Origin of the sequence: Streptomyces sp. NPDC048254 (assembly GCF_043201895.1) — a bacterium.
GTDB lineage: Bacteria > Actinomycetota > Actinomycetes > Streptomycetales > Streptomycetaceae > Streptomyces.
Genome location: NZ_JBICZJ010000014.1, coordinates 18,808 through 45,423, shown reverse-complemented (window position 1 = coordinate 45,423; position 26,616 = coordinate 18,808). Strand labels below are relative to the sequence as shown.

At 73.1% G+C, this 26,616-nt stretch carries 24 protein-coding genes and 1 pseudogene; 13 read left to right on the top strand and 12 right to left on the bottom strand.

Annotated features, from left to right (window positions below; translation table 11 throughout):
- Window position 1 precedes the first annotated feature (1 nt).
- The gene (locus ACGFZQ_RS33510; protein ID WP_393843490.1) at window positions 2-649 is read right to left on the bottom strand and encodes a TetR family transcriptional regulator; all 648 of its coding nucleotides are present in this window, start codon (window positions 647-649) and stop codon (window positions 2-4) included.
- 57 nt (window positions 650-706) lie between these two features.
- On the opposite strand from ACGFZQ_RS33510, the gene ACGFZQ_RS33505 reads away from it, so the two are divergent.
- The 3 genes from ACGFZQ_RS33505 (at window position 707) to ACGFZQ_RS33495 (ending at window position 2,888) form a co-directional block, all read left to right on the top strand.
- A complete protein-coding gene (locus ACGFZQ_RS33505; RefSeq protein ID WP_393843489.1) occupies window positions 707-1,384 on the top strand; it encodes a class II aldolase/adducin family protein in 678 nt (225 codons plus the stop codon).
- Complete coding sequence (locus ACGFZQ_RS33500) at window positions 1,381-2,310, top strand: carbohydrate kinase family protein (RefSeq protein WP_393843488.1); 930 nt, start codon at window positions 1,381-1,383, stop codon at window positions 2,308-2,310. Before ACGFZQ_RS33505 ends, ACGFZQ_RS33500 begins: the two co-directional genes overlap by 4 nt.
- A 182-nt stretch (window positions 2,311-2,492) precedes the next feature.
- Window positions 2,493-2,888 carry a luciferase family protein gene (locus tag ACGFZQ_RS33495; RefSeq protein ID WP_393843487.1) on the top strand — a complete coding sequence of 132 codons (396 nt, stop codon included), beginning with the start codon at window positions 2,493-2,495 and terminating at the stop codon, window positions 2,886-2,888.
- 43 nt (window positions 2,889-2,931) lie between these two features.
- Here the strand turns inward: ACGFZQ_RS33495 and ACGFZQ_RS33490 are convergent, their stop codons facing one another.
- Complete coding sequence (locus ACGFZQ_RS33490) at window positions 2,932-3,711, bottom strand: DeoR/GlpR family DNA-binding transcription regulator (protein ID WP_393843486.1); 780 nt, start codon at window positions 3,709-3,711, stop codon at window positions 2,932-2,934.
- A 123-nt stretch (window positions 3,712-3,834) separates the two neighbouring features.
- On the opposite strand from ACGFZQ_RS33490, the gene ACGFZQ_RS33485 reads away from it, so the two are divergent.
- Window positions 3,835-4,728 (top strand): SIS domain-containing protein, encoded by an 894-nt coding sequence (locus ACGFZQ_RS33485; RefSeq protein WP_393843485.1) that lies wholly within the window; start codon window positions 3,835-3,837, stop codon window positions 4,726-4,728.
- A gap of 2 nt (window positions 4,729-4,730) precedes the next feature.
- Complete coding sequence (locus ACGFZQ_RS33480) at window positions 4,731-5,591, top strand: ketose-bisphosphate aldolase (RefSeq protein ID WP_393843484.1); 861 nt, start codon at window positions 4,731-4,733, stop codon at window positions 5,589-5,591.
- On the opposite strand, the gene ACGFZQ_RS33475 is transcribed toward ACGFZQ_RS33480, so the two are convergent.
- Window positions 5,578-6,708: a methyltransferase gene (locus ACGFZQ_RS33475; protein WP_393843483.1), complete on the bottom strand. Its 1,131-nt coding sequence runs from the start codon at window positions 6,706-6,708 to the stop codon at window positions 5,578-5,580. The genes ACGFZQ_RS33480 and ACGFZQ_RS33475 overlap by 14 nt on opposite strands.
- 67 nt (window positions 6,709-6,775) lie before the next feature.
- On the opposite strand from ACGFZQ_RS33475, the gene ACGFZQ_RS33470 reads away from it, so the two are divergent.
- On the top strand, window positions 6,776-7,426 hold the full coding sequence (locus tag ACGFZQ_RS33470) for an alpha-ketoglutarate-dependent dioxygenase AlkB (protein WP_351742648.1): 651 nt from the start codon (window positions 6,776-6,778) through the stop codon (window positions 7,424-7,426).
- A gap of 128 nt (window positions 7,427-7,554) precedes the next feature.
- Window positions 7,555-8,790 (top strand): ROK family protein, encoded by a 1,236-nt coding sequence (locus ACGFZQ_RS33465; RefSeq protein WP_351742651.1) that lies wholly within the window; start codon window positions 7,555-7,557, stop codon window positions 8,788-8,790.
- Window positions 8,791-8,794: 4 nt separating this feature from the next.
- Here the strand turns inward: ACGFZQ_RS33465 and ilvY are convergent, their stop codons facing one another.
- The gene (gene ilvY / locus ACGFZQ_RS33460) at window positions 8,795-9,649 is read right to left on the bottom strand and encodes an HTH-type transcriptional activator IlvY (RefSeq protein WP_393843482.1); all 855 of its coding nucleotides are present in this window, start codon (window positions 9,647-9,649) and stop codon (window positions 8,795-8,797) included.
- Window positions 9,650-9,738: 89 nt separating this feature from the next.
- Here ilvY and ACGFZQ_RS33455 point away from each other — a divergent pair, with 89 nt between their 5' ends.
- On the top strand, window positions 9,739-11,211 hold the full coding sequence (locus ACGFZQ_RS33455; protein ID WP_393843481.1) for a ketol-acid reductoisomerase: 1,473 nt from the start codon (window positions 9,739-9,741) through the stop codon (window positions 11,209-11,211).
- Window positions 11,212-11,295: 84 nt separating this feature from the next.
- Here ACGFZQ_RS33455 and ACGFZQ_RS33450 read toward each other — a convergent pair whose 3' ends face one another.
- The 3 genes from ACGFZQ_RS33450 to ACGFZQ_RS33440 all read right to left on the bottom strand — a co-directional run bounded on the left by ACGFZQ_RS33450 (window position 11,296) and on the right by ACGFZQ_RS33440 (window position 13,420).
- Entirely contained in the window at window positions 11,296-12,204 is a 909-nt protein-coding gene (locus tag ACGFZQ_RS33450; RefSeq protein ID WP_393843480.1) for a phosphotriesterase, read from the bottom strand.
- Window positions 12,201-12,785, bottom strand: a complete 585-nt coding sequence (locus tag ACGFZQ_RS33445) for a DUF4865 family protein (RefSeq protein WP_393843479.1) — start codon at window positions 12,783-12,785, stop codon at window positions 12,201-12,203. The genes ACGFZQ_RS33450 and ACGFZQ_RS33445 overlap by 4 nt, the downstream gene beginning before the upstream one ends.
- A 65-nt stretch (window positions 12,786-12,850) precedes the next feature.
- The gene (locus ACGFZQ_RS33440) at window positions 12,851-13,420 is read right to left on the bottom strand and encodes a TetR/AcrR family transcriptional regulator (RefSeq protein WP_393843478.1); all 570 of its coding nucleotides are present in this window, start codon (window positions 13,418-13,420) and stop codon (window positions 12,851-12,853) included.
- A gap of 166 nt (window positions 13,421-13,586) precedes the next feature.
- Here ACGFZQ_RS33440 and ACGFZQ_RS33435 point away from each other — a divergent pair, with 166 nt between their 5' ends.
- The 3 genes from ACGFZQ_RS33435 to ACGFZQ_RS33425 are packed head-to-tail and all read left to right on the top strand — an operon-like array spanning window position 13,587 to window position 17,181.
- Window positions 13,587-13,877: an SHOCT domain-containing protein gene (locus ACGFZQ_RS33435; protein WP_393843477.1), complete on the top strand. Its 291-nt coding sequence runs from the start codon at window positions 13,587-13,589 to the stop codon at window positions 13,875-13,877.
- Entirely contained in the window at window positions 13,874-14,623 is a 750-nt protein-coding gene (locus ACGFZQ_RS33430) for an ABC transporter ATP-binding protein (protein ID WP_393843476.1), read from the top strand. The genes ACGFZQ_RS33435 and ACGFZQ_RS33430 overlap by 4 nt, the downstream gene beginning before the upstream one ends.
- The gene (locus tag ACGFZQ_RS33425; protein ID WP_393843475.1) at window positions 14,620-17,181 is read left to right on the top strand and encodes an ABC transporter permease; all 2,562 of its coding nucleotides are present in this window, start codon (window positions 14,620-14,622) and stop codon (window positions 17,179-17,181) included. The genes ACGFZQ_RS33430 and ACGFZQ_RS33425 overlap by 4 nt, the downstream gene beginning before the upstream one ends.
- Before the next feature lie 273 nt (window positions 17,182-17,454).
- Here ACGFZQ_RS33425 and ACGFZQ_RS33420 read toward each other — a convergent pair.
- Together ACGFZQ_RS33420 and ACGFZQ_RS33415 are read right to left on the bottom strand one after the other, a co-directional pair.
- Window positions 17,455-17,895 (bottom strand): annotated as a pseudogene (locus tag ACGFZQ_RS33420) (ATP-binding protein); the annotation flags it as partial.
- A 183-nt stretch (window positions 17,896-18,078) separates the two neighbouring features.
- Window positions 18,079-18,402 carry a hypothetical protein gene (locus ACGFZQ_RS33415; RefSeq protein WP_393843474.1) on the bottom strand — a complete coding sequence of 108 codons (324 nt, stop codon included), beginning with the start codon at window positions 18,400-18,402 and terminating at the stop codon, window positions 18,079-18,081.
- Window positions 18,403-18,759: 357 nt separating this feature from the next.
- Here ACGFZQ_RS33415 and ACGFZQ_RS33410 point away from each other — a divergent pair, with 357 nt between their 5' ends.
- Window positions 18,760-19,884 (top strand): PLP-dependent cysteine synthase family protein, encoded by a 1,125-nt coding sequence (locus tag ACGFZQ_RS33410; protein ID WP_393843473.1) that lies wholly within the window; start codon window positions 18,760-18,762, stop codon window positions 19,882-19,884.
- A gap of 104 nt (window positions 19,885-19,988) precedes the next feature.
- On the opposite strand, the gene ACGFZQ_RS33405 is transcribed toward ACGFZQ_RS33410, so the two are convergent.
- The gene (locus ACGFZQ_RS33405) at window positions 19,989-20,447 is read right to left on the bottom strand and encodes an SRPBCC family protein (RefSeq protein WP_393843472.1); all 459 of its coding nucleotides are present in this window, start codon (window positions 20,445-20,447) and stop codon (window positions 19,989-19,991) included.
- 67 nt (window positions 20,448-20,514) lie between these two features.
- Window positions 20,515-21,330 (bottom strand): DeoR/GlpR family DNA-binding transcription regulator, encoded by an 816-nt coding sequence (locus tag ACGFZQ_RS33400; protein ID WP_351742684.1) that lies wholly within the window; start codon window positions 21,328-21,330, stop codon window positions 20,515-20,517.
- A 584-nt stretch (window positions 21,331-21,914) separates the two neighbouring features.
- Between ACGFZQ_RS33400 and ACGFZQ_RS33395 the strand changes: the two genes are divergently transcribed.
- The gene (locus tag ACGFZQ_RS33395; protein ID WP_393843656.1) at window positions 21,915-24,167 is read left to right on the top strand and encodes a hypothetical protein; all 2,253 of its coding nucleotides are present in this window, start codon (window positions 21,915-21,917) and stop codon (window positions 24,165-24,167) included.
- On the opposite strand, the gene ACGFZQ_RS33390 is transcribed toward ACGFZQ_RS33395, so the two are convergent.
- The gene (locus tag ACGFZQ_RS33390; protein WP_393843471.1) at window positions 24,168-26,606 is read right to left on the bottom strand and encodes a right-handed parallel beta-helix repeat-containing protein; all 2,439 of its coding nucleotides are present in this window, start codon (window positions 26,604-26,606) and stop codon (window positions 24,168-24,170) included.
- Between the last annotated feature and the right edge of the window lie 10 nt (window positions 26,607-26,616).

The window sequence follows — 26,616 nt, the reverse complement described above, 5'->3', positions numbered from 1 at the left end:
TTCAGGCGGTCCCGTGGTGTTCCGTGATCGCCGCCAGGTAGCCGCGCAGCATCAGCTTCGCGTCGTCGAGGAGGGCCGTGTCGCCCTCGGGGTCGCGGCGGAAGGCCTCCTGGGCGAGGGCGTCGGCGGCGAGGACGGCGGCCTGGCAGGCCCGGCCGAGCGCCTCCGTGTCGCCCACGACCCCGAGCGCGAGCAGGGTCCGGCGCACCCCGTCGGCCATCCGGCGCTTGTGCTCGCGGTCCGCCTCGCGGGTCCGGTCGGTCAGGCCGTTGCCGAACCACAGGGCCCGGAAGCCGTGTTCGGCGCGGTAGAGCGCGGCGAAGCCGTCGATGAGCACGCCCACCGGGTCGTCCCAGTGCTCGGCGGCCGCGGTGCGGACGAGGTCGTCCATCACCTCTTCGAGCCGGGAGAAGTACGTCGCCGCCAGCGCGTCGATGATCGCGTCCCGGTCGGGCAGGTACTGGTACAGCGAGCCGACCGACACCTTGGCCTCCGCCGCGACCCGGGTCGTGGTCAGCGCCTGCACGCCCTCGGCGACCAGAACGCGCTCCGCGGCTTTCAGTACTCGTGCCAACCGGGCCTTGCTGCGGGCCTGTTGGGGTGTCCGGCGCAGGACGACCCCGGTCTCTTCGGTGGTCGGCTCGGTCACCCACGGCTCCTGAATCTGAACGTGACTTTGGTTCAGGTTTACGTTACCGTCGCGGCCATGACGGACTCAAGCTCCGCCCTGGTCCAGGAGCGGGCCGCGGTGGCGGATGCCTGTCGTCGGCTGGGAGCGGCGGGCCTGCTCATCGGCACGGCGGGCAACGTCAGCGTGCGGGTGGGGGACCGGGTCGCGGTCACCGCGACCGGGGCGGTGCTCGCCCAACTCACCGCGGACCAGGTAACAGTGGTTGACCTCGACGGAAAGGCCGTCGCCGGGACCCTGCGACCCACCTCCGAGCTCGACCTGCATCTCGGGATCCACCGGCGCCACGGCGCCGGCGCGGTCGTCCACACCCACGCGCCGATGGCCACCGCCCTCTCCTGTGTGCTCGACGAACTGCCCTGTATCCACTATCAGTTGCTCGCTCTCGGCGGCACCGTGCGGGTGGCGCCGTACGCCACCTTCGGCACCCCGGAACTCGCCGAGTCGGTCCTCACCGCGCTCGACGGCCGCAGCGCCGCACTGCTGGCCAACCACGGGTCGGTCACCCTCGGCGCGACCCTCGACCAGGCCGTCGAGAACGCCCTGTTGCTCGAATGGGCCTGCGGTGTCTACCAGCACGCGGCGGCGATCGGAACGCCCCGCGTCCTCGACGAGCAGCAGCAACGCGCGGTGATCGAGGCCGCGATCGCACGCAACTACGGCACCACCCAATCCCTGGAGGAGGGCAAGCCATGAGGGTCGTCACGATGGGCGTGCATGTGCTGGACGTGCTGGTGCGGCCGGTGGACGCGATACCCGAGGGACAGGGCGCCACGCTGGTCGAGGACATCAGGATGACGGCCGCCGGGACCGCCGGTGGCACCGCGCTCAGCCTGGCCAAGCTCGGTGCCACCGTGCAGAGCGCCGGGGCCATCGGCGCCGACGCGACCGGCGACATGCTCGTGCAGCTGCTGGCCAAGGCCGGTATCGACACCGGGTTCCTCGTCCGCCGTTCCGACACCGCCACCTCGGCGAGCGTGCTGCCCATCCGCCCCAACGGCGACCGGCCCTCCCTCCATCTGCTCGGCGCCAACATCACCTACGGCGTCGACGACGTGCCCTGGGACGCTCTCGCCGAGGCCCGCCATCTCCACCTCGGCGGACCGGAGTTGATCGGCGTCGAGGCCGCCGCGCGCATCCTGCACTTCGCCAAGGAGCACGGTGTGACGACCTCCGTGGACCTCCTCGCGCCCGGTGCGCTCGGGAGCTTCGAGCAGATCGCGGCGGCCCTGCCGTACGTCGACCACCTCCTCCCCAACGACGACCAGGTGCTGGGCTTCTCCGGCGAGGACGATCTGGTGACCGGCGCGAAGAAGCTGGTCGGTGCCGGGGCCGGGCTGGTCGCGGTCACCCGCGGCGTTGACGGCGCGCTGCTGGTCACCGCGGAGGGCGCCGAGGCCGTCCCCGCCTTCGAGATCGACGTGGTGGACACCACGGGCTGCGGCGACGCCTTCTCCGCCGGCTTCGTCTACGGCATCGGGCTGGGCCGCAGCCCGCAGGAGTCCGTCGTGCTCGGCAACGCCGTGGCGGCACTGGTCGCCCAGGGCCTCGGCAGCGACCACGGGGACTTCGACCTCGCGGCCGCCGACGCGTTCGCGGCGACCGGCGTCAGGCGTGCGTAAAACGTGACGTTGGCCACGCCCGTCCCAGAGGTCCGATAGGTACCTTCCGTCCCTCCAACTGCTGAAATCCTGCGGATATTCACTCGTTCCAGGGGTCTGCGTTCGCACAGAGTCCGGCAACAGCCCGGTTAATAACTGCTCGCTGGTTGGTTACCGGAGAGTGAGCGGTCCATGATGGCCCCATGACGTTGGCCTCGCGCGCTCTTGCGCAACTGGCGACCTGGCCCGACCTGACCCAGGCGGTACCGAGCTGTGGTCTGGGGGAGGCCGTGAGTTCGTCGCAGGGCGAGATCGCGCACTTCCACTCCGAGCGCGATGTGGACCTGCGTCTCACCACCCATGCCATCCGGCACTTCGCCAAGGACCTCAAGAGCACGGGGGCGATCCGTATCGTCCCGGGCTCGCAGTGGGTGACGATACGACTCGACGCCGCGAGCGACGTCGATCTGCTGCTGACCCTGGTGAGCGTCGCCCTCCAGGCCCACCAGAGCTGGCCCGACCCGGCCGACCGGCCCGTGTTCGGCTGCAACGACCAGCGGGGCGCGGGCTTCGTCAGCGCGGACACCAGCGGTATGTGACCCAGCGCGGGCACCGGCGGTGTCCGACAGGTTCCGCGACCGGTCACACGGTCATGACCCGGATCCCCGCCTCCTCGAACGGGCGTACCGCCTCCGGCGCCGCCGCCGCGTCCGTCACCAGCGTGTCCACCAGCTCCGCCGCGCAGATCCGGGCGAACGCCCGCCCGCCCAGCTTGCTGGAGTCGGCGGCGACGATCACGCGGGTGGCGCGCTCGCACAGCAGCCGGTTGATCGCCGCCTCCGCCTCGTCATGGGCCGCGGCCCCGTGCGCGACGTCGAAGGCGACCACTCCGAGCACCGCCACATCGAGGGTGATCTGACCCGGCACACCGTCCGCGAGCGGCCCGATGAGCTCGTACGACTGCGGGCGCGCCACCCCGCCCGTCACCACGATCTTGAACTGGGGCCGCACGGCCAGCTCGTTGGCGATGTTGAGCGCGTTCGTGACGACCGTCAGCGCCGGCGTGCCGGTGGCGAGATCGTCGCGCACGGCCAGGGCGCGGGCCACCTCCGTGGTGGTCGTCCCGCCGGTCAGCCCCACCGCCTCGCCCGGCGCGACCAGTTCGGCCACCGCCTTGGCGATCCGCTGCTTCTCCGAGGCCCGCCGGGCGGTCTTGTAGCGCAACGGCAGCTCGTACGACACCCCGTGCACCACCGCCCCGCCCCGGGTGCGCACCAGCATCTGCTGCTCGGCGAGCTGGTCGAGGTCCCGGCGGATCGTCGCCGCCGACACCGACAGCTCGGCCGCCGCCTCCTCGACCTCCAGCCGGCCGCGCTCGACGAGCAGCTCAAGCAGCGCCTTCCAGCGGGCGTCGCGCGACATCCGCCGCCTCCGTTCCTCGATCTCCCGGCGACCCTAACCCACTCCGCCTTCGGCCGAATGCTTGATTGTGCTTGAAAGCTGCCTCTATCTTGCAAGAACAGTCAAATCCGGGGAGGGTGCGGCATGACGCATGTCGAGGACGAGCTGTACAGCCAGCCCGAGTGCTGGACACGTGCCGCGGAGGAGGCCGGACGGCACGCGGGGGCGCTGCCGGCGGCGGGGGAACGGGTCGCGATCGTCGGATGCGGCACCTCGTACTTCATGGCCCAGGCGGCGGCCGCACTGCGCGAGTCCGCGGGGCAGGGCGAGACGGACGCCTTCCCCGCCTCGGAGTTCCCGCACGGGCGCTCCTACGACCGGGTGCTCGCCCTGACCCGGTCCGGTACCACCACCGAAGTACTCGAACTGCTGGGGCGGTTGAAGGGGCGCGTGCGCACCGCCGCGATCACCGCCGACCCCGACACCCCCGTGCCGCGGGCCGCCGACGATCTCGTCGTCCTGGACTTCGCCGACGAACGCTCCGTCGTCCAGACCCGGTTCGCGACCAGCGCCCTCACCCTGCTGCGCGCCCACCTCGGCCTGCACACCGACGCGGTGGTCGCCGACGCCCGCAGCGCGCTCTCGACTCCCTTGCCGACAGGGCTCGTCGAGTGCACACAGTTCACCTTCCTGGGGCGCGGCTGGACCGTCGGACTCGCCAACGAGGCCGGGCTGAAGATGCGCGAGGCCTCGCTGTCCTGGACCGAGGCCTACCCGGCGATGGAGTACCGGCACGGCCCGATCAGCATCACCACCCGCTCCACGGCCACCTGGACGCTCGGCCCGGCACCCGCCGGACTCGCCGAACAGGTCCGCGCCACCGGAGGGTCGTGGATCGAGGGCACCCTCGACCCGCTCGCCGAACTCGTCCGCGCCCAGCGCCTCGCGGTCGCCGTCGCCGCCGCCCGGGGCCTCGACCCCGACCGGCCACGCCACCTCACCCGCTCGGTGATCCTCGACCCGTCCGGGGAGGCGTGACCGTGCCCCTCGCAGCCACCGGCGAGCTGCTGACCCGGGCCGCCGGGGCCCGGTCCGCCGTCGCCGCGTTCAACGTCATCACCCTGGAGCACGTGGAGGCCGTCGTCACCGGCGCCGAGGCGGCCGGATCGCCCGTGGTCCTCCAAGTCAGCGAGAACGCCGTCAAGTTCCGCTACGGACGGCTGCTCCCGCTCGCCCGCGCCGCCACCGCCGCCGCCGAACGCGCCCGCGTGCCCGTCGCGTTGCACCTCGACCACGTCCAGAGCGACAAGCTGCTCCGGCAGGCACCCGGGGCCGGCTTCAGCTCCGTGATGTACGACGCCTCCCGGCTGCCGTACGCCGAGAACCTCGCCGCGACCGCCGCGGCCGTCGACTGGGCGCATAACCAAGGCCTGTGGATCGAGGCCGAGTTGGGCGAGGTCGGCGGCAAGGACGGCCGCCCGCCGGTGGACGCGCACGCGCCCGGCGCCCGCACCGATCCCGGGGAGGCCCGGGCCTTCGTCGCCGGCACCGGTGTCGACGCGTTGGCCGTGGCCATCGGCAGCGCGCACGCCATGACCACCCGCACCGCGGCCCTCGACCACGGCCTCCTCACCCGCCTGTCCGCCGCCGTGCCCGTACCGCTCGTCCTGCACGGCTCCTCCGGAGTCCCGGACGACGGCCTGGTCGCTGCGGTCGCCGGCGGCATCGCCAAGGTCAACGTCGGCACGGCGCTCAACATGGCGATGACCGCCGCGATCCGCCGCTTCCTCGCGGACCACCCCGAGGCGGTCGACTCCCGCAAGTACCTCAGCGTCGGCAGGGAGGCGATGGCCCGGGAGGTCACGAGGATCATCGGCGTCCTGGGCACTACCCCCGCTTGACCGCCTTCAGCACCACGAACTTCGGGTCGCTCGCCACCAGTTGGCTGTTGCCGAACAGTCGGCGCAGCTTCACGTGATAGCCCAGGTGGCGGTTGCCCACCACCCAAAGCTCGCCGCCCGGTCGCAGCGCCTGCTTCGCCCCGGTGAACATCCGCCATGCCGTGGCGTCGGTGGTCGCCTGGTGGGAGTGGAACGGCGGGTTGTTCAGCACCACGTCCACGCTCCCGGCCGCCACCCCGGCCAGCCCGTCCCCGACCCGGAACTCGGCGTGCCCGGGCACCCCGTTGGCCTTGTAGGTGGCCTCCGCCGAGGCCACCGCCTGGAACGACTCGTCGACGAACAGCACCTCGGCCGTCGGATCGGCCAGCGCCACCGCCGTCCCGACGACCCCGTTGCCGCACCCCAGGTCCACGATCCGGCGCCCGCCCTCGGGCAGATGCCGCAGGAAGAACCGGGTACCGATGTCGAGCCGGTCCGCGCAGAAAACCCCCGCGTGATTGACGACCGTACGCCCGGAGACCGTGCCGATCCCGTCCGGGAGCTCGTAGCTGTACGGCCACGGATTCACCGGCCGCCGAAGCGACGGGTCCGGGACGCAGTGGATCAGCCGGGCCTTCTGCTCGGCCAGCGAGGTGCGGGTCGGGCCGATGATCCGCTCGAACAGCCGCAGCGTCGACGTGTGGATCTCCTTCACCATGCCGGTGCCGATCACGACCGTGTCCGCGTGCACGGCGGGCGCCAGCCTCAGCAGCTGGTCCTCCAGCAGCGCCAGGCTCTTCGGCACCCGCACCAGCAGCACGTCCACCCGCTCCGGCGGCGGGTCCTGGGTGGTGAGCAGCTGCACCGCACCCGTCTCGACACCCGCGCGCGCCAGGTTCGCCCGGGTCGCCTCCTGGCTCAGGTACGAGTCGGTGATCTGCGTCGGCCGGTGTTCCGCCAGCGCGGTGACCAGCGCGCCCCAGCGGTCGCCGAGGACCACGACCGTGCCGGACAGCCCGGTCCGTTCCTCGGCCAGATGCCTCAGCAGATACGCGTCGGAGGCGTCCCAGGCACGCAGCCGGTCGCTCGGATCCTCGGGGAAGCGGGACAGCTCGCACTCGCCCCACGCAGTCGTCATACGGTCGCTCATCGTGCGTCCAGGCTAGCGGAGCCGCAGCTCAGACCCGGTCGGGCAGGATGGGGGCATGGAGGACGAGTTGTTCCCGAGGGCGTGCGCCCAGGTCGCGCCGGGCGCCGTGCACGTCCCCGGCTGGCTGAGCGCGGGGCGGCAGCGTGAGCTGCTGGACGCCTGCCGGCAGTGGGCCCGGCCACCCGCCGGACTGCGCACGGTCCGCACTCCGCAAGGCGGCACCATGACCGCCCGCCAGGTCTGCCTGGGCTGGCACTGGTACCCGTACGCCTACGCCCGCACCGTCGTCGACGGCGACCGCAGCCCCGTCAAGCCCTTCCCGGCCTGGCTCGACGAACTGGCCCGCCGCGCGGTGACCGACGCGCTGGGCCCACCGGCGGTGGGCGGATTGTCGTACGACATCGCACTGATCAATTTCTACGACGCCGACGCGAGGATGGGCATGCACCGGGACGCCGACGAGAAGTCGGACGCGCCGGTGGTGTCGCTGAGCCTGGGGGACACCTGCCTGTTCCGCTTCGGCAACACGGAGACCAGGGCGAAGCCGTACACGGACGTGGAACTGCGCTCGGGCGACCTGTTCGTCTTCGGGGGAGAGTCGCGGCTCGCCTATCACGGGGTGCCGAGGGTGTACCCGGGCACGGGACCGGCGGAGCTGGGCCTGACCGGCCGCCTGAACGTCACGCTGAGGGTCAGTGGACTGTGACGCGCCCCGGCTGAAGCGCCCCCGAAGGGGCGCGGGACTGTGTCGACATGCGGCTCCGCCGCGTGGGCGCGACCAGCCACAACGCACCGGCACCGTTCAGGACTACGGATCATGGCAGACTCCCTCTCATGAGCGGAAAGGCGGCCCCCGGCGTGACGGGGAACGGAACCTCGAAACCCCGGTTGGACCGAGGACGCGGTGCACTCGGCCCCGCACTGGAACTCGTGCACACCGGCCGCGCCCCCACCCGCGCCGTACTCACCGCGGAACTCGGCGTCACCCGGGCCACGGCCGGTGCCGTCGCCGCCGAGCTGGAGGCGCTCGGCCTGATCACGGTCGACGCGCACCCCGGCGCCGCGGCCGGTTCGCAGGGCCGCCCCTCGCACCGCCTCGAGGTCGCCGAGCACGGTCCCGTCGCCCTCGCCGCACAGGTCCACGCCGACGGCTTCCGTGCCGCGCTGGTCGGCCTGGGCGGCCGGATCGTCGCCACCGCCCCGGGCTGCGAGGCCGTCGACGCCGACCCGGCGAAGGTGCTCGGCTCAGTGGTGGAGGCGGGCGCCGACCTGCTGCGCAGCACCGGCCTGCGCTGTGTCGGCGCCGGTCTCGCCGTGCCGTCCGCCGTCGCCGAACCGGAGGGCCTCGCCCTCAACCCACTCCACCTGGCCTGGCCGGTGGGCGCGCCGGTGCGCCGGATCTTCGCGGAGTGCGTGCGCGCGGCCGGGATCACCGGGCCGGCCTTCGCGGGCAACGACGTGAACCTCGCCGCGCTCGCCGAGCACCGGCACGGCGCGGGCCGGGGCGCCCGCGATCTGCTGTGCGTGGCCACCGGGCACCGGGGCGTCGGCGGCGCGCTGGTCCTCGACGGCCGTCTGCACACGGGGAGTTCGGGGCTGGCCCTGGAGGTCGGCCACCTCACCGTCAACCCCGAGGGCCGCCCCTGCCACTGCGGCAGCCGGGGCTGCCTGGACGTCGAGGCGGATCCGCTGGCGCTGCTCGTCGAGGCGGGCCGCGAACCCGGCCCCGAGGTGTCGCTGCTCCGGCAGGCCGAGGACCTGGTCCGCGACCACTACACCGACCCGGCCGTGCGCAGGGCCGCCGAGGCCCTGATCGACCGCCTCGGCCTGGGCCTGGCCGGCCTGGTCAACATCCTGAACCCCGACCGCATCATCCTCGGCGGTCTGCACCGCACCCTGCTGGACGCCGACCCCGAGCGGCTGCGTGCCGTCGTCGCCGACCGCAGCCTGTGGGGCCAGAGCGGTGGCGTACCGATCCTGCCGTGCACGCTGAGCCACAACAGCCTGGTGGGAGCCGCCGAGTTGGCCTGGCAGCCGGTGCTGGACGATCCGCTGGGGGCATTGCGGTGACGGCCTACCACTGAGCCGTGAGGCTCCACAGCGCCGCCACCAGGGGCTGCCGCAGATCGGACCGCCGTACGCACAGCCCGATCGGGAACCGCTCCGGCGCCGGAGCGGCCGGGACCACCGCCAGCCGCTTCCGAACCGCGCTATGGTCCAGCACCAGCCGCGGCACCACACCCGTACCGCAGCCCAGGGCGACCAGGGCCAACAGGGCTTCGTGGCCCTCCGGTTCGCAGGCGATGTGCGCGGGGCCGCCCCGCGCGCGGAACCAGCGGTCGACCGCCTCGCGCACCAGGCCGCGGTGGGGCAGGACGAACGGGCCGTCGAGGCCCGGATCCGGGCGGTCGCGCGCGGTGACCAGAACCAGGTCGGTGACCGTGACCGTCCGGCTGACCAGTGATTCCGGCAGCCGCGCCGGGATCCCCGCGACGGCCACGTCGGCCTCGCCCTCGTCGAGCCGGGCCAGCGCGGCCGCCGCGTCCCCGGTGCGCAGATCGAGCCGCACCTGGGGATGTGCGGCCCGGAACGGCGCCAGCAGGTCGGGCAGCAGGGCCTGGCAGGCGGTCACGGTGGCGAACACCGTCAGCCTGCCGACGAGTTCGGCCGGGTCGGGGTGCTCGTCGCGGTAGGCCTGCCACAACTCCATTGCCTGTACGGCGTATTCGCGGAAGCGGTGGCCCTCGGCGGTCAGGGACACCCCGCGCGGGCCCCGGTCGAACAGCCGGTGGCCCAGGTCGGCCTCCAGCCGCTGCACGGTCCTGGTGAGTGTCGCCGGGCTGACATGGCAGTCCAGGCTGGTCCGCCCGAAGTTCAGCGACTGCGTCAGATGGAGGAAGAGCCGCAGCTCGCGGTGATCGTCCCGCACGCCTGTGACCAGGTCCTTTCATGATCCGCAACGGTACGCTGCGAAAGTTGCGCTTGCCGCAATGCTCGCCCGGACCCTACAACTCGACCATGACCCTGACGAACACTTACACCTCCGGTGTCTTCGCACTCGAAACCATGGACGTGCCCGGCGGCACGGAGACCATCCTGCGCGGCGGCCGGCACCTCTTCCCTCTGCTGCCCCAGGCGTTCGCCGGGGTCGGCAGGATCGGCGTCCTCGGCTGGGGGCCCCAGGGCCGCGCCCAGGCGCGCAATCTGCGTGACTCCCTCGCCGGTACGGACATCACGGTCGCGGTGGGGCTGCGCCCCGGCTCCGCCTCGGCCGCCGACGCCCGCGCGCACGGTTTCACCGAGGAGGACGGCACCCTCGGCGACTGGCTCGCCGTCGCCGCCGACAGCGACCTGCTCCTGCTGCTGATCGCCGACGCGGCGCTCGCCGCCCACCACGAGGATATCTTCGCCGTGCTCAAGCCCGGCGCGGTGATCGGGCTCTCGCACGGCTTCCTGCTCGGCCATCTGCGGGAGACCGGCGGTGACTTCCCCGCCGGGCACGGTGTGATCGCCGTCTGCCCCAAGGGCATGGGCGACTCCGTGCGCCGCCTCTACGAACAGGGCTCCGAGATCAACGGCGCCGGGATCAACAGCAGTTTCGCCGTGCACGCCGACCCGGACGGCCGGGCCACCGACCTCGCCCTCGGCTGGTCGGTCGCGCTCGGCGCGCCGTACACCTTCCGTACCACGCTGGCGAGCGAGTACCGCTCCGACATCGTCGGCGAACGCGCCATCCTGCTCGGTGCCGTGCACGGCATCGTGGAGAGCCTGTACAGCCACTACCGGCTGGCCGGGGACGACGAGGTGACGGCCTACGAACGGTCCTGCGAGAACGTGACCGGGCCGATCGCCCGGACGATCTCCCGGGCCGGGCTCCGGGCCGTCCGCGAGGACCTCGACGCCGCCGGGCGCGAGGTCTTCGACCGCGCGTACACGGCGACGTACGGGCCGGCCCGTGAACTCGTCGCCGAGATCTACGACGAGGTGGCCGACGGCACCGAGCTGCGCAGTGTCATCCTGGCCGAACGGCGGCTCGGGAAGCGGGAGATGAGCCGGATCGGCGGTTCGCCGATGTGGGCGGCGGGGGAGCGGGTCCGCGCCCGGCGGGGCGAACGGGAGCTGTCCGTCGAGCCGTTCACCGCCGGTGTGTTCGTCGCCACGATGATGGCGCAGATCGACGAGTTCGCCGAGCGCGGCCACCCCTGGTCCGAGATCGTCAACGAGTCCGTCATCGAGGCGGTCGACTCGCTGCTGCCCTACATGCACGCCCGGGACGTGGCGTACATGGTCGACAACTGCTCCCGCACGGCCCGCCTCGGCACCCGCCGCTGGGGCCCCCGCTTCCAGGCGTCCTTCGAGCAGATCGCCTACCCGAATGCCGAACTCCCCGCCGAACAGACCCTGTTGGCCACCTTCGACACCCACCCGGCCCACGAGGCCCTGTCCGCCGCCGCGAAACTCCGGCCGTCGGTCGACATCTCGGTGGGCTGAGCAGGGCTGGTGACGTCCGCTGCGGTTCGGCCGTGCCCCGAAGGGGCGCTGGGGGTGCCAAGCACGGCACTTCCAGCGGAGCGCTCAGCGCCAGCCGACGGCGAAGGCCCGGGCCGGGTTGTCGACGAGGATCCGGCGTACCTGCTCCGCACCCAGTTCCTCCTCCAGCCGCGGCCGTGTCCGCCGCAGCAGGTACGGCATCCCGGGCCCGCCGTCCACCGACCGCGCCCCCGCCACCACGGTGTCCCCGCCGAGCAGCAGCCGGTCTCCGAAGCCGGCCTCGGCCAGGGCCCGGACGGCCTCCGGCATCCGCCAGTCGGTGGCGTGGTGGGCGCGGGACGGCCCGTCGAAGGCCAGCCAGCAGCCAGAGGCGGCAGCCTGCCGCTGGACGAGGAGGTCGGGGGAGCGGTTGAGGTGGCCGAGGATCACCCGGTCGCCGGGGACGTCCAACTCCCCGCACAGCAGGTCCAGTACGTCGAGCGCGCCGGTGCCCAGCTCCAGGTGCACGGCGATCGGCGCGCCCGTCGCGTGGTGGGCCTCGGCCGCCGCGGTCATCGTCCGGCGGGCGTGTGCGTCGAGGGCGTGGAACCCGCCCGCCACCTTGATCAGACCGGCCCGCACCCCGGATGTGCCGATGCCCTCGGTCAGCTCGGCGACGAAGAGGCCGGCGAGCCGCCCGCCCAGCCCGTCGAGCAACTCCGGCCGGTAATGGGCCGCTTGGTGCAGTCCCGTCGCGCAGACCAGATGCACCCCGGTGGTACGGGACAGCAGGGGCAGGTCGGCGGCCCGCCGGCCCATCCCGTACGGCGTCCACTGCACGACGCTGGCCCCGCCCGCCGCCCGGAACGCCGACAGCTCCGCCAGCGCGGCGGTCGCGTCGTCCAGCTCCCGGCCGGGGAGCCCGGGACTGCGGAGGAAGAGGTGGTCGTGCGCGTCGCACACGCCCAGGTCCTCGGGCCGCACGTCGCCGAGGACCGTACGGACGGTGCTCACCACTGCCGCCCGCGCGGCAGCCGGTCCCGGCCGGGCTCCGACAGGTGCAGCACCTGGAAGACGTCCCCCTCGGCCTTCGGGGCGTCGTGCGCCCAGAGCGAGAAGTGGACCAGCTCCCAGCGGGCCGTGTCCACGGCGGCCGCCGCCAGCACGGCGCCGTCCTCGCCCGCGACCCGCCGGGTCTCCCGCACCACGTCCGTCATCAGCCCGGACAGCTCGGCCCCGGCCGGCACCGGCTCCCGCCGCCGGACCGCGAAGGCCGCCCGCGCACCGGCCGCGCCGCCCTCCTCGTACGCCAGGCCCGACCACTGCCGTGCCTCGGGCCGCCCGAAGTCGTTCACGAGCCCCTGGAAGGCGCCTCCCCACAGGAAGCGGTTCATGCCCTCCAGGGTGTTCCAGAGGTAGAAGGGCGCGTACTGGTTGATTGGTGAGCCGTGCACACCGCGCTCGCGCAGCAGGTACGTCTTGAAGCCGAGGCCGTCCCAGTCGTCGAGCAGATGCCCGACGCGGGCCACCCGGTCACGGACGATGCCCATGTCGTAGTCGGCGGGCAGGGTCAGTTCGTACTGCAGGGCGTGCATGGCGGAAGCCTCTCTTCAGCGCTCGGGCGGTGCGGTGGTCGGCGGTGGACACGTCCGCGGGTACGTCAGCTCCTCAGCAGCGACAGCAGTCCGCGCACACCGGCGTCGAACGCGGCGGGCGAGCCCGAGGCACGGGCGAGGACGTACCCGCCCTGCACGGTCGCGAGGACCGTCGCCGCGATCTCCTCGCCGTCCACCTGCGGTGCGAACTGCCCCTGCTCCTTGCCCTCTTCGACGATCCCGGCGATCAGCTCCTGGATCCGGTCGAGGGTCTCGTCGACGGGCGCCCGCAGTTCGTCGCTCGCGACGATGTCCGGGTCCATGGTCAGCCGCCCGACCGGGCAGCCGCGCAGCACATCGCGCTCCCGCCGCAGATACGCCTCGATCCGCTCGTACGGCGTGCCCGGCCCGGTGAGTACACCCTCGGCGGAGGCCAGCAACTCCTCGGCGGTCCGCCGGATCGCGGCCAGGGCCAGGTCCGGCTTGCCCTTGAAGTGGTGGTACATGCTGCCCTGGCCGGCCCCGGCGCGCTCCAGGATGGCCTTGGGGCTCGTGCCGACGTAACCGCGCTCCCAGAGCAGCTCACGGGTGGACTCGATCAGACGCTCCGACGTGCTCATACAGTCACTGTACATACTAGTAGTTACAGAACGCCAGCCCTGGCGGGAGCAGCCCGGCCCCCGCCGCGTACTCCCCGGGAGGTACGGCGACTGCCGCCGGCCGCACGACGACCCGGACCCCTCCCCGGAGCCAGTCTCGATGCAACACACCGTGACTTTCCGGCAAGGGAGTTGAACCGAGATGCAGACCCTGGCGAACTGGGACGGCGGGCCCGGCCCGTGGATCCTGTTCTTCCCGCTGATCTGGGCGGCCGTCGTGATCGGCGTCGTCACCGTCCTGCGCCGCACCGCGTGGCGCGGGCGCGGCGGCCCCTGGCGCCCGATGGACGCCGGACGCCCGGCCGGCGACTCGCCGCTCGCCGTCCTCGGCCGGTGCTTCGCCTCCGGCGAGATCGACGAGGACGAGTACTGGCGGCGGCTGTCCGTCCTGGAGGAGCAGTTCGGCCGCATCGGCAAGGGCGGCGCGGCATGACCACGACCACCGAAGTGCGGGCCGCGGCCCGCGTCGTGGGCGCCGTGAAGACCTACGGCGCCGGCGACACCGCCGTACGCGCCCTGGACGGCGTGGACGTGGCGTTCCCGGCAGGACGCTTCACCGCCATCATGGGCCCGTCGGGCTCCGGCAAGTCGACCCTGATGCACTGCGCGGCCGGCCTCGACACCCTCACCTCGGGCACCGCCTGGATCGGCGACACCGAGCTGGGCTCGCTCGACGACCGGCGGCTGACCCTGCTGCGCCGCGACCGGATCGGCTTCGTCTTCCAGGCGTTCAACCTGGTGCCGACGCTGACCGTCGCGGAGAACATCACCCTGCCGTTGGACCTGGCCGGCGGGCGCGGCGACCCGGAGTGGATCGACGCGCTCGTCGAGGTCGTCGGGCTGCGCGACCGGCTGCACCACCGCCCCTCCGAACTCTCCGGCGGCCAGCAGCAACGCGTCGCCGTGGCACGGGCGTTCGCCGGCCGTCCGGAGGTCGTCTTCGCCGACGAGCCCACCGGCAACCTCGACTCCCGCTCCGGCGCCGAGGTCCTCGGCCTGCTCGGCGACGCGGTACGGCGGACGAGCCGCACGGTCGTCATGGTCACCCATGACCCGGTGGCCGCCGCCCACGCCGACGAGGTCGTCTTCCTCGCCGACGGGCGCCTGGTCGACCGCATGGAGTCCCCGACCGCCGACACCGTCCTGGACCGGATGAAGGCCCTCGAGGTGCGGTCATGAACACGTCCGTACGACTGAGCCTGTCCTCGCTGCGCGCCCACCGCCGCCGGTTCGCCGGTACCTTCCTCGCCGTCTTCCTGGGGGTCGCCTTCCTGGCCGGGACCCTGGTCATGGGTGACACCCTGCGCGCCGGTTTCGACTCGATGTTCGGCGAGGCCACCCGGGGCACGGACGCCGTGGTGCGCGGCGCCGACGCCATCACCACACCGGGCGAGGCCCAGGGCGTACGACAGCCCGTGCCCACCTCCCTGGTGCGGACCGTCGAGCAGGTGCCCGGCGTCGCGGCCGCCGCCCCGGACATCCAGGGCGCCGGCCAACTGGTCGGCGCCGACGGCGAACCCATCGGCGGCAAGGGCCCGCCCACCCTGGCCGGCAACTGGATCAGCGACCCGGGGTTCAACTCCTACCGGATCGCCGAGGGCCGTGCCCCCGCCCGGTCCGGGGAGGTCGTGGTCAACCGAGGTGCCGCGAAGAAGGGCGGCCTGAAGATCGGCGACACGACCGTCCTGCGCACCCCCGATCCCGTCAAGGTGACGATCGTCGGCCTCGCGACCTTCGGCGGCGAGGACGGCATGGCCCAGGTGACCTTCACCGGCATGACACGGCCCGACGCCGAGAAGTACCTCACCGCCAGGCCCGGCGAGGCGGCGGGCATCCTGGTACGGGCCGGACCCGGGGTCGGTCAGCAGGAGCTGGTCGACCGGCTGACTCCCGTGCTGCCCCAGGGAGTCGAGGCGGTCACCGGCCAGGAGTCGGCCCAGGAGAACACCGACATGATCTCCAGCCAGTTCCTGACCATTTTCACGACCCTCCTGCTCGTCTTCTCCGGGATCGCCCTGCTGGTCGCGACCTTCTCCATCCACAACACCTTCGCCATCGTGGTCGCCCAACGCACCCGGGAGAACGCCCTGTTGCGCGCCCTCGGCGCCTCCCGCCGCCAGGTGACCGCGGCGACCCTGACGGAGGCCAGCGCCGTGGCCGCCGTGGCGTCGGCCGCCGGGCTCGCGGGCGGCATCGGGATCGCCGCCGGGCTGCAGGCGCTCTTCCCGGCGATCGGGTTCCCCTTCCCCGACGGCGACTTGGTGGTCAAGGCGCTCTCGATGGCCCTCCCGCTCGCGGTCGGTGTCGTCGTCTGCCTGGGCTCCGCGCTGCTGCCCGCCGTGCGCGCCGGACGCACCGCCCCGCTGGCCGCCCTGCGCGAGACCGCCGTCGACTCCTCGGGCGCGTCCGGCCTCCGTGCGGTCGTCGGAGCCGGCCTGGGCGCCCTGGCCGTCGCCCTCGCCCTCACCGGCGTCCTGGTCTCTCCGTCCCTCTGGCTCGCGGGACTCGGCGCGCTGCTGGCCCTGGTCTCCTTCGTGATCCTGGGCCCGGTCGCCGCCACCACGGCCGTACGGCTGCTCGGCGGCCCCCTCGGCCGGCTGCGCGGAGTGACCGGCGCGCTGGCCCGCCGCAACGCGCTGCGCAGCCCCAAACGGACCGCCGCCACCGCGAGCGCCCTGATGATCGGTGTGGCCGTCGTCTCGCTGTTCACCGTGTTCGGCGCGTCTCTGAAGGCGACCATGGACCAGACCGTCTCCCGGTCCTTCGCCGGCGACCTCGCCGTCAGCAACCCGTCCTTCGGCGCGGGCGGCAGCGGACTCAGCCCCCGCCTGGCCCCGGTGCTCCAACAGCTCCCGGAGGTGGACACCGCCGTCGGACTCGGCCGCGGGGTCGCCGAAGTGGACGGCAGGGGACGGGCACTGACGGTCACCGACCCCGCCGCCCTCGCCCGCACCTTCGACCTCGGCACCGTCCAGGGCTCACTCACCCGGCTCGGCGCCGACGGCATCGCCGTCACCCGGACGGAGGCCGACCGGCAGCACCTGCACACCGGTGACACCGCCCGGCTCACCTTCACCGACGGCAAGGAGCAGGACTTCACCGTCCGCGCGGTCTACGGGCAGTCCGAACTCGCCGGTGACTACGTCATCACCCGTGCCGCCTGGGCCCCGCACCGCATCCAGGACTCCGACACGCTGGTGGCCGTCACCCTCAGGCCCGGGGTGAGCGCGGCCACGGGCAGGGCGGCGGTGACGAAGGCGGCCGAACGGTACGGCAATCCGCAGGTGCAGACCCGGGACGAGTACGCGCAGTCCTCGGCCGGCGGCATCGACATGATGCTCACCCTGGTCTACGCGCTGCTCGCACTCGCCGTCCTCATCGCCCTGCTCGGCATCGCCAACACGCTGACCCTCGCGATCCACGAACGCACCCGGGAGCTGGGCCTGTTGCGGGCCGTCGGCCAGACCCGCCGCCAACTGCGGGCCATGGTCCGCTGGGAGTCGGTCCTGGTCGCCGCCTTCGGCACGGCCGGCGGACTCGGCCTCGGCGCCTTCCTCGGCTGGGTCCTGGTCAGGGCCTCGGACGGCACGAGCGACACGGCGTTCGCCTTCGCCGTCCCGCCCGCCCGGCTGATCGTCGTGGCGCTGGTGGGCGTGGCGGCGGGCGCCCTGGCGGGCCTGCGCCCGGCCCGGCGAGCGGCCCGCCTGGACGTGCTGCGGGCCATCGCCGTGGAGTAACGCCTGGGAGGGAAACTCACCGCCCGCTCAACTGGCGACAGCCGAGCGGGCGGGAGCGCGTGCGGTGTCAGGGGCACCGGCGGTCGCGGGTACGGCAGTGGAGGTGCCGGCGGTCGCGGGTACGACGGCGGAGGCACCGGCGGTCAGGAGCGCGGCAGCGGAGGCACTGACGCCGACCTCCGCGGTGGCGCCGACGCCGGCGGTGGCATGCCCGGGAGCGGGCGCAGCGGTGGCCGCCGGTCCCGCCGCGACGACATGCCGGGTGGCCGGCTCGGCCGTACGGCGCTGCGGGCGGGCCGCCTTCGGCATCGCGGTCGGCGCGGGCAGGGTGAACCACACGACCTTGCCGTCGTCGTGCGGCCGTACCCCCCAGCTCTCGCTGACCGCGGCCACCATCGCCAGGCCCCGGCCGCAGGTGGCCATCGGCGCGACGTCCGTCCCGTCCTCGACCACTGGCAGACGGGGATCGTGGTCACGGACCGACACCGTGAGCCGGTCGAGCTGGAGCTCGATCTCCACGGTGCAGTTCTTGTCGGGCTGGGCGTGCCGGTGGACGTTGGTCAGCAACTCCGTCACACCGAGCGCGGCCCGGTCTATCAACGGGTCCAGATGCCAGTAGCGCAACTGTGCAGATACGATTCTGCGGATCTGACCGATCCGCGCGGGCAGGGCTTGGAGCTCCACCGAGCAGTGTCTGCTTGGGTGTTCGATCACGACTGCGACTCCCCGACGTGAGGTCCGGAAGAACACGGAGAACGGATCCAGCAGGGTGCCGCCGTCCATGGGGCCGCCTGCTGTCGTGGCCGGCGGGCTGGTTCGCAGCGTTATCGCCGGTAAACCCAGAGTGACGTGAGACAAGCGTGACCCAGTACGTACGGTCCCGCAACTCGCCGTGATTCAGCGGTCACGCCCGGCGGCCCGCCGTACCGCCTCGATGAAGCGGCGCGCCGCGGGCGGCCCGGGCTCGCCCGGCGCCGGATCGTGCTCGCCCAGGGTGAGGGAGTAACGCTGGCCGTTGAGGTCGGCCAGGGCCCGGTCCTCCGACGCGAACCATGGCTTCGAGGCCCGTACCGCCTGCACGGGCGCGCTGTCGATCTCGCTGCCGTAGCTGGTCAGCAGCTGCAGCCTGCCGTCGCTTATCCGGACCTGCCCGGCCCGGGTGAGCGAACGCAGCCGCTTGTCGATCCGCACGCCCTTCGCCGTGAACTCCGGCTCCGCCATCCTGCCCGCCCCTTTTCGAGTACCTAGGTCACCGGCCCGCAAGCTTGTGGCCCCGGCCGGCGCGCTTCGGCTGGTGTCGTGATCCAGTGTGCGCCCCCGTTCGGGACGTTCGTCCCGTCCGGTGGCAGTCTGCCCGCCCTCGACGAGGAGCACCAGTGCGCACGGGCCGCCGGGCAGAGGGCGCCCGGAGCACTCGCGGCAATGCGCCCCCCGAAGGATTCGAGCCACCGTTCCACAGGGGGTCTTTGAGGCGCTCAAAGATGCGTTTATGCAGGTGAGAAGCTGTGTGAAAGGTGTTTATGATCGGTGTGCCGGCCGCGCTCGGACGCTGTCGGTGCCCAGCGTAAGGAGCCCGCCGTGAGCACCACCCCGCAGATCCGCACCGGCGCCACCCTCGACGTCGACCACAGCGACACCGGGTACCGTGACTGGCTCAAAGAAGCCGTCCGCAAGGTTCAGGCGGACGCGAACCGCTCGGCGGACACCCATCTGCTGCGTTTCCCGCTGCCCGAGGCGTGGGGCATCGACCTCTACCTCAAGGACGAGTCGACCCATCCGACAGGAAGCCTCAAGCACCGGCTGGCCCGCTCGCTCTTCCTCTACGGTCTGTGCAATGGCTGGATCCGGCCGGGCCGTCCCGTGATCGAGGCGTCCAGCGGCTCGACGGCGGTCTCCGAGGCGTACTTCGCCAAGCTGATCGGCGTGCCCTTCATCGCCGTCATGCCGCGTACCACCAGCTCCGAGAAGTGCCGGCTCATCGAATTCCACGGCGGGCGGTGCCATTTCGTGGACGATCCCCGGAAGATGTACGAGGAGTCCGCGGGCCTCGCGGTGGAGAGCGGCGGCCACTACATGGACCAGTTCACCTACGCCGAACGGGCCACGGACTGGCGCGGCAACAACAACATCGCCGAATCCATCTTCCGCCAGCTGGAGTTGGAGCGGTTCCCGGAGCCGGCGTGGATCGTCGCCACGGCGGGGACCGGCGGTACGTCCGCGACCCTCGCGCGCTATGTCCACTACACCCAGCGCGATACCCGGATCTGTGTCGCCGACCCCGAGAACTCCTGCTTCTTCGAGGGCTGGACCACCGGCGATCCGGACGTCACCTGCGACTGCGGGTCCCGGATCGAGGGCATCGGCCGGCCGCGGATGGAGCCCAGTTTCGTGCCCGGGGCCATCGACCGGATGATGAAGGTGCCGGACGCGGCGAGCGTGGCGGCGGTGCGGGCGCTGGAGCGGGCGATCGGGCGGAAGGCGGGCGGTTCCACCGGGACCGGGCTGTGGAGTGCGCTGAAGATCGTGTCCGAGATGGTGGCGGCGGGGCGCACGGGGAGCGTGGTGACGCTGCTGTGCGATCCGGGGGACCGGTATCTCGACAAGTACTACTCGGATTCCTGGCTGGAGGAGCAGCGGCTGGACATCGCTCCCTATGCGGCTGCCATCGAGTCCCTGCTGGCCACCGGGGTCTGGTCGGACTAGGTTCGAGGGTGCGGCTCGCCCGTGGCCGGCCGCGCAGTTCCTCCCCCAGCCTTCGGCCGGGGGTACCCCCAGAGCCCCTGAAGGGGTGCTGCGGCCGACGGGGTTCACAGTCCGGCGTCCAAGGCTCCTAGCCCCTCGCGGATCGCCCGGCCCATGCCCGGTGCCGCCAGCCGGCACACCGCACGGAACAGCGCCGTACCGTCCAGGGCGAACGTCATCCGTACCCGGGTTCCGGCGCCGTAGGGGGTGAGGTGCCACTCCTCCACCCAGGCCCCCGCGCCCGGTACGTTCGCCGTGTCCACGCGGTAGGCGTACACCTCGGGCGACGTCGACGCGATCACCGTCTCCTCGAAGCGGACGCCGCCCTGGAGCCGTACCTGGCGGCCGTGCTCCGTCGGGCGAGCCGACTTCACCCCTGTCATCCACTGCGACCAGCCCGGCACGTCCTCCGCCAGGGCCCGGAAGACCGCCTCCGGCGCCGCCGTCATCTCCCGCCCGAACACGAGCCGTACGGGCGCGGTCTCGACGAAGTCGAGCCCCACCGGGCGCAGTTGGTGAGCCACCGGGCCGACCTCCTCGTGAGACGCTGTCCCGAAAAGGTAGCTGACGCCCCGTCAGCTGTCTGTGCCCTCAGTCGGTTTCGCCCGCCACCACCAGGCGGCGCAGGTGTTCGGAGATCTCCGCACGCGCCGCGGCCGGCAGCCCGGCGTCCGTGACCAGTGTGTCGACCTGCTCCAGCTTGGCGAACGAACTCAGGCCCACCGTGCCCCACTTGGTGTGGTCGGCGACCACCACGACCCGCCGTGCCGACTGCACCAGGCGGCGGTTGGTCTCCGCCTCCGCGAGGTTCGGCGTGGACAGGCCGGCCTCCACCGATATGCCGTGCACACCGAGGAACAGCAGGTCGAAGTGGAGCGCTCCGATCGCCTGGTCCGCGACCGGGCCGACCAGCGAGTCGGACGGGGTGCGCACCCCGCCGGTCAGGACGACGGTCGCCGCGCCCTGCCGCTGCCCGGAGACCCGCTGTGCCGCGTGGAAGACGTCCGCGACCCGCACCGAGTTCGTCACCACGGTCAGATCGGGAACCTCCAGGAGCTGATGGGCCAGCGCGTACGTCGTCGTACCGCCGGACAGGGCGATCGCCGTGCCCGGTACGACCAGCTCCGCGGCGGCCCGGGCGATGTCCTCCTTGGCGGTCAGTTCCAGTCCCGACTTGGCCTCGAACCCCGGCTCGTGCGTGCTCGCCTCGACCACCGGCACCGCGCCGCCGTGCACCTTCTCCAGCATGCCCTGCCGGGCCAGCGCGTCCAGGTCCCGGCGTACGGTCATGTCCGACACACCGAGCTTGCGGGTCAGTTCGTTGACCCGAACGCCGCCCCGGCGCCGGACCTCGTCCAGGATCAGGGCGCGGCGCTGCTCCGCGAGGAGGTTCTGGTTCTCGCTCACGTACGCTCCGGTCCTCTCGCCTCAAGCCGTCCGACTCGCCCTGCGTACCGGCTCCGACCAGGACATTCCGCCCGGCTCCGGTGCGAGGGCGCCCCATCCTTTCACGGGACCACACCGGTTGCGCCACTCCCTGTGTCGGTGCGCACATGTCATTCGGTCACCACGTGTGCCACCGGGTGTCACACACAACGGGGAGATTCCGTGGCGAGTTGTGTGCGTCACACCGGAATCGGAGATCCTGGGACCCGCACGGACACAGACCATCGGCGCGTCACGGGGGAAGTGCGAGAAGAGTGGAACGCGCGCAGGAACGTACCGCCGGCGACCTCGCGGAGCGGCCGGCGGCGACGGAGACCGCACCCGCCCAGCCGCCCGGTGCCCCGCGGACCGATCCGGCCGGGCGGTTCGTGGCCGAGGCGACCGATCCGGCCGGGCGGTTCGTGGCCGAGGCGACCGATCCGGCCGGGCGGCTCGTGGTGCAGACGGCCGGTCCGGCCGGGCGGCCGACGGCCGAGCAGGGCGGTTCCGTTCAGCGGCTCACCGGCGGGGCGACCGACTCCGTCGAGCGGTCCGCCGTACCGGAGATCGACCTGGAACTGCTGGTGCACGGTGTCGGCGGCAGCACGCCCGAGAAGATGCTCGGTGATCCGCGCACGGTGCGGATCACCGGCGACGACACGGCCGCCGTCTTCCGGCGCGCCGAGGACGTCGACGCGGAGTCCCGGCCCGGCGACTACCACGACCGTCCGGTGCCCGAGGCGTACGTCTGGTGCAACCTCACCTCCGGCAACGCCTCCCGCGCCCTGTGGCTGCTGCTCCTGCCGTTCATGGTCGTCAACCTCGCCCACTGGATGCGCCCCGCCGCCCAGAACCGGCCGCGCACCGTCCGCTTCTACGGCCTGCTGGTCCGGCTCGCCGGACTCACCCTGACGGTGCTGCTGGTCGCCGCCGCCTGCGAGGTCGCCCTGGACCTGACCGCCTGGCAGTGCGCGGGCGTCACCGCCTGCGCCCGCCGGCACTCCTGGCTCGGTTTCCTCTCACCCACCGGCCCCGACGGCGGCTGGTGGAGCGCCCCCGGCCGCCGGCTCGCCCTGGCCGCCCTGGTGCCCACCGCGCTGACCGGCCTGCTCTGGTACCTCTCGCACCGCACCTGGAGCGCCTACGAGTCCACCCGGCCCCTGGCCCACGACGCCGAGCCCGGGCACACCTCCCTGGGCAGCCCCGGCTTCTGGTACGGACGCCGGCTGGTGGCCCGGCTGCGCGCCGCCCACACCGCGGCGGGGCTGCTCACGGTCGCCGCCGCGGTCCTCGCACCGGCGGCCGCCTTCGACCGCCGGGCCGGTGGTCCCGCCGTACTCGACGCCACCGGGTGGCTTCTGTTCGCCGCGCTGGCAGCCCTGGCGGTCGGCGCGGTGTGGGTGGTCTGCCGCCGGGGCCGCAGCGAGAACCTCCTCGACCAGGAGCTCGACCGGCGTCTGGTACGACGCCTGCCGCTCGGCGCGCTCGCCCTGCTGGTCCTCGTCGCGCTGTACGCCGGCTGGTCCCGGCCGGGATGGCGCTCCGTGGGGCGGCTCGCCGGAGACCCCGCCTTCGGCGGGCTGGTCCTGGCCCAGGGCGTGCTGGTGATCGTCCTCGGGGTCGTCGCCCACGACCTGCACCGCCGGCTCCCCGATCCGCGCGCCGCGATGCGCGGTCTCGGCGGGCCGGCCGTCGCGCTGCTCGCCTGCGCGCTGGGCGGGGTGATCTCGGGCGGGATCGCCCAGCGGGTCTCCGACTGGCTGGACGGCACCGGAACCTCCCTCGCCGGGCCGCCGGTACTGCTGACCTGGCAGGCCTCGGTGATCCCGCCCGTCCTCGTGGTGCTGCTCGCCGCGGTCGCCTGGCTCTCCTGGCGCACCTCGCGGCTCGGCCACGCCGAACGCGCCGCCGTCGGCCTCGACCACGCCGGCGAGCCGGAGGACGCGGCACGCACCCGCCGTATCGCCGGGGTCCGTGCCATGGCCGCCCTCACCGACCGGACGCCGCTCGTCGTCGCCGTGCTCTGCGCCGCCACCCTGGTGCTGGGCGCCGGAGCGCTGGTGGGCGCGCTGGCCACCGGGAAGACACCGGACGCGGCCGCCGACCGGACCCACGCGCTGGTGCACGGCGCGGCCCAGGCCTCCCAGGCGCTCGGCTCGTGGCTGGTCGGGCTCGGCTTCATACTCTTCGTCACCTGGGGTCGGCGCGCCTACAAGGACGCCTCGGCCCGGCGCACCATCGGCATCCTCTGGGACGTCGGCACCTTCTGGCCGCGCGCCGCCCACCCCTTCGCCCCGCCCTGCTACGCGGAGCGCGCGGTCCCCGACCTGACCTGGCGCATGGACACCTGGACCCGCGGCACCGGCGGCCGGCTGGTCATCTCCGGCCACTCCCAGGGCAGCGTCCTCGCGGCCGCGGCGGCCTGGCAGCTGACCCCGTCGGTCCGCAAACGCGTCGCCCTGCTGACGTACGGCTCCCCGCTGGAGCGCCTCTACGGCCGCTGGTTCCCCGCCCACTTCGGTCCGGCCGAACTCGGCTTCCTGCACCGCGAGGTCGCCTGCTGGCGCAACCTCTACCGCCTCACCGACCCCATCGGCGGCCCCGTACGGATCCCCGGCGCCGACGGCGGCCCGGCGGTCGACCACACCCCCCTGAAGGACCCCCTCGCCTACGGACGCACCCCGGGGCACCCGCTCCCGGCCCCGATCCTGGGCCACTCCGACTACCAGGCGGACCCGGTCTTCGCCGAGGAACGGGAACGACTGCTGGCCCGACTGCGCCCGGAACTGCCCGGGCAGCGCCCGCAACCGGGCGGCTGATCAGGCGAGTTCGGGGAGGTCCTCCGCGTACAGCAGGGTGAGGTCGTCGGTGGTCGGGTCGGCGAGCTGGGCGACCCGGCTCGCATGCCGCTCGACCATCGCCTCGAAGGTCTGCCGGGCGGTGCGGCCGTTGCCGAACGCGGGGCCCTTGGGGAGCACCGTGAAGTACGTCCGCAGCGCCTCGGAGGCGCCCGGCGCCAGCCGGTACTCGTGCTCGTCCGCCTGCTGCTCCACGATCCGCAGCAGTTCGTCCGGGCCGTAGTCGCTGAAGGTGATGGTCCGGGAGAACCGGGACGCCACCCCGGGGTTGACCGAAAGGAAGCGCTCCATCTCCTCCGTGTAGCCCGCGACGATCACCACCACGGCGTCCCGGTGGTCCTCCATCAGCTTCACCAGCGTGTCGATGGCCTCCTTGCCGAAGTCCCGCCCGGCGTCCTCCGGCGACAGCGCGTACGCCTCGTCGATGAACAGCACACCGCCGTGCGCCCGTTGGAAGGCCTCCTGGGTGCGGATCGCGGTGGAGCCGATGTGCTCGCCGACCAGGTCGACCCGGGACACCTCGACCAGATGGCCCTTCTCCAGCACCCCGAGGGAGGCGAGGATCTCGCCGTAGAGCCGGGCGACCGTCGTCTTGCCGGTGCCGGGGGAGCCGGTGAACACCAGGTGCCGCTTGACCGAGGCGGCCTTCAGACCGGCCTGCTGGCGGCGCCGGCCGACCTCGATCATGTCGGTCAGCGCACGGACCTCGCGCTTGACGCTCTCCAGGCCGACCAGCGCGTCGAGTTCACCGAGCACGGCCTGGGAGGTGCGGGCCGGCTCCTCGGGCGCGGCCGGGGTGAGGAGCGGTTCCTGCTCGGTGCTGCGCTGGCCGGGGATCGCGCCCAGCAGGCCGGGGGACTGGTACGAGGTCTGTACGGCCGTCTCGTGCGCCGCGGCCGGCCGCAGGCTGCCGCTCTCGTCGCTGGTGCAGTCCTCCACCACCGGGCCGGTGCCGGAGCCCGCGGCCGGGCCGCCGTCCGCGAACTCGTACCCCCCGCGCGCGCACCGTTCCGTACGGCACTTGCGCAGTGTCGTACGGCAGCCGTCGATCACATGGAACCCGTAGCCGGCGCTGCCGGTGACCCGGCAGTTCTGGAAGGTGCCGCGGCCGCCCGCCGACACGTAGAAGCCCGCCTCGGCCGGGGAGTCCACCGTGCAGCGCTCGATGGTGGGGTCGGCGCCCTTGGTGACGATCACTCCGGTCTGGGTGCCGTCCACCGTGCAGTTGTTGAGGGTGCCTCCGCTGCCGTGGTCGCGGAACCAGGCACCGGTGGCCGCGTCCCGGATCCGGCAGTCGTCCAGCTGCGCGGTAGCCCCGTCGCTCACCGACACCGCCGTGTTGCGCACCTGGGAGAGGTCGCTGTCGACGACGTCCGCGCGGGAGCCGCGGTCCAGCACGAACAGGGCGTCCGGCACGTCGTGCACCCGGCAGGAGTCCAGGACGGCGGTGGCGCCGTCGCTCACCCACACCGCCGGGTAGTCGCCCGTGCTGTCGAAGATCTCGCACTGGTTGGCGTCCACGCGGGTGCCCGGGTCCCACACCGACAGCCCGTTGCGCCCGAACTGGCGCACGGTCGTGCGCGTCAGCGTCAGCACCGAGCGCGAACGCAGGTCGACCGCGTTCTCCGGGATGTCGTGGATACGGCAGTCGGCGAGGGTGAGCACCGCGTCGGTGTCGAGCGTCACGCCGTCGGCGGTGGTGCGGTGCACGTCGCAGTCGGTGAGGTGCGCCGTGGCCCGCGCGGTGACCTGCACGCCGGAGCCGCGCACCTCGTAGATCTCGCAACCCACGGCCTCCAGCGCGGAGTTCTCGCCGATCGCCGTCACCCCCGTGCCCGAGGCGTGGTGGATCCGGCAGCGCTCCAGCCGCGGGTGGCCGCCGCCGCGCACCGCCACGCCCGCCTGACCGGCCGCCACGACCTCGCACTCCTCGAACACCCCACCGCCGCCGTCGAGTACGGCGATCCCGATGCCGGCCGGGTTGTCCACGGTGCAGCGCCGCACCGTCGGCCGCGCCCCGCCGCGCACCTCGATGCCGGCGGCGGAGCGGGTGACGATCCGCACGTCCAGCAGCTCGGGCGTGCCCTCCTCGACGAGCAGCGCGGGCGCGGCCGCGTCCTGGCCCTCGACGTGCAGGTCCTGTACGACCGCCGAGGCCCGCACCGTCAGCGGCACCCCGTCCACGGGCGCGATGCGCACCGAGCCGGGCGAGCCCTCCGGGCCGCGCAGCGTCACCGCGCGCTGGACGACGAGGTTCTCCCGGTAGGTGCCGGGTGCGACCGTCAGGACGTCGCCGTCCGCGGCGGCCTCCAGGGCGGCGGCGAGCGACGCGTACTCACCCGTGCGGCGCCGCCACCTCGATGTGCCGGTGTGCGTCACCTGGACCGTGCCCTGTGCCATGGCGTTGCTG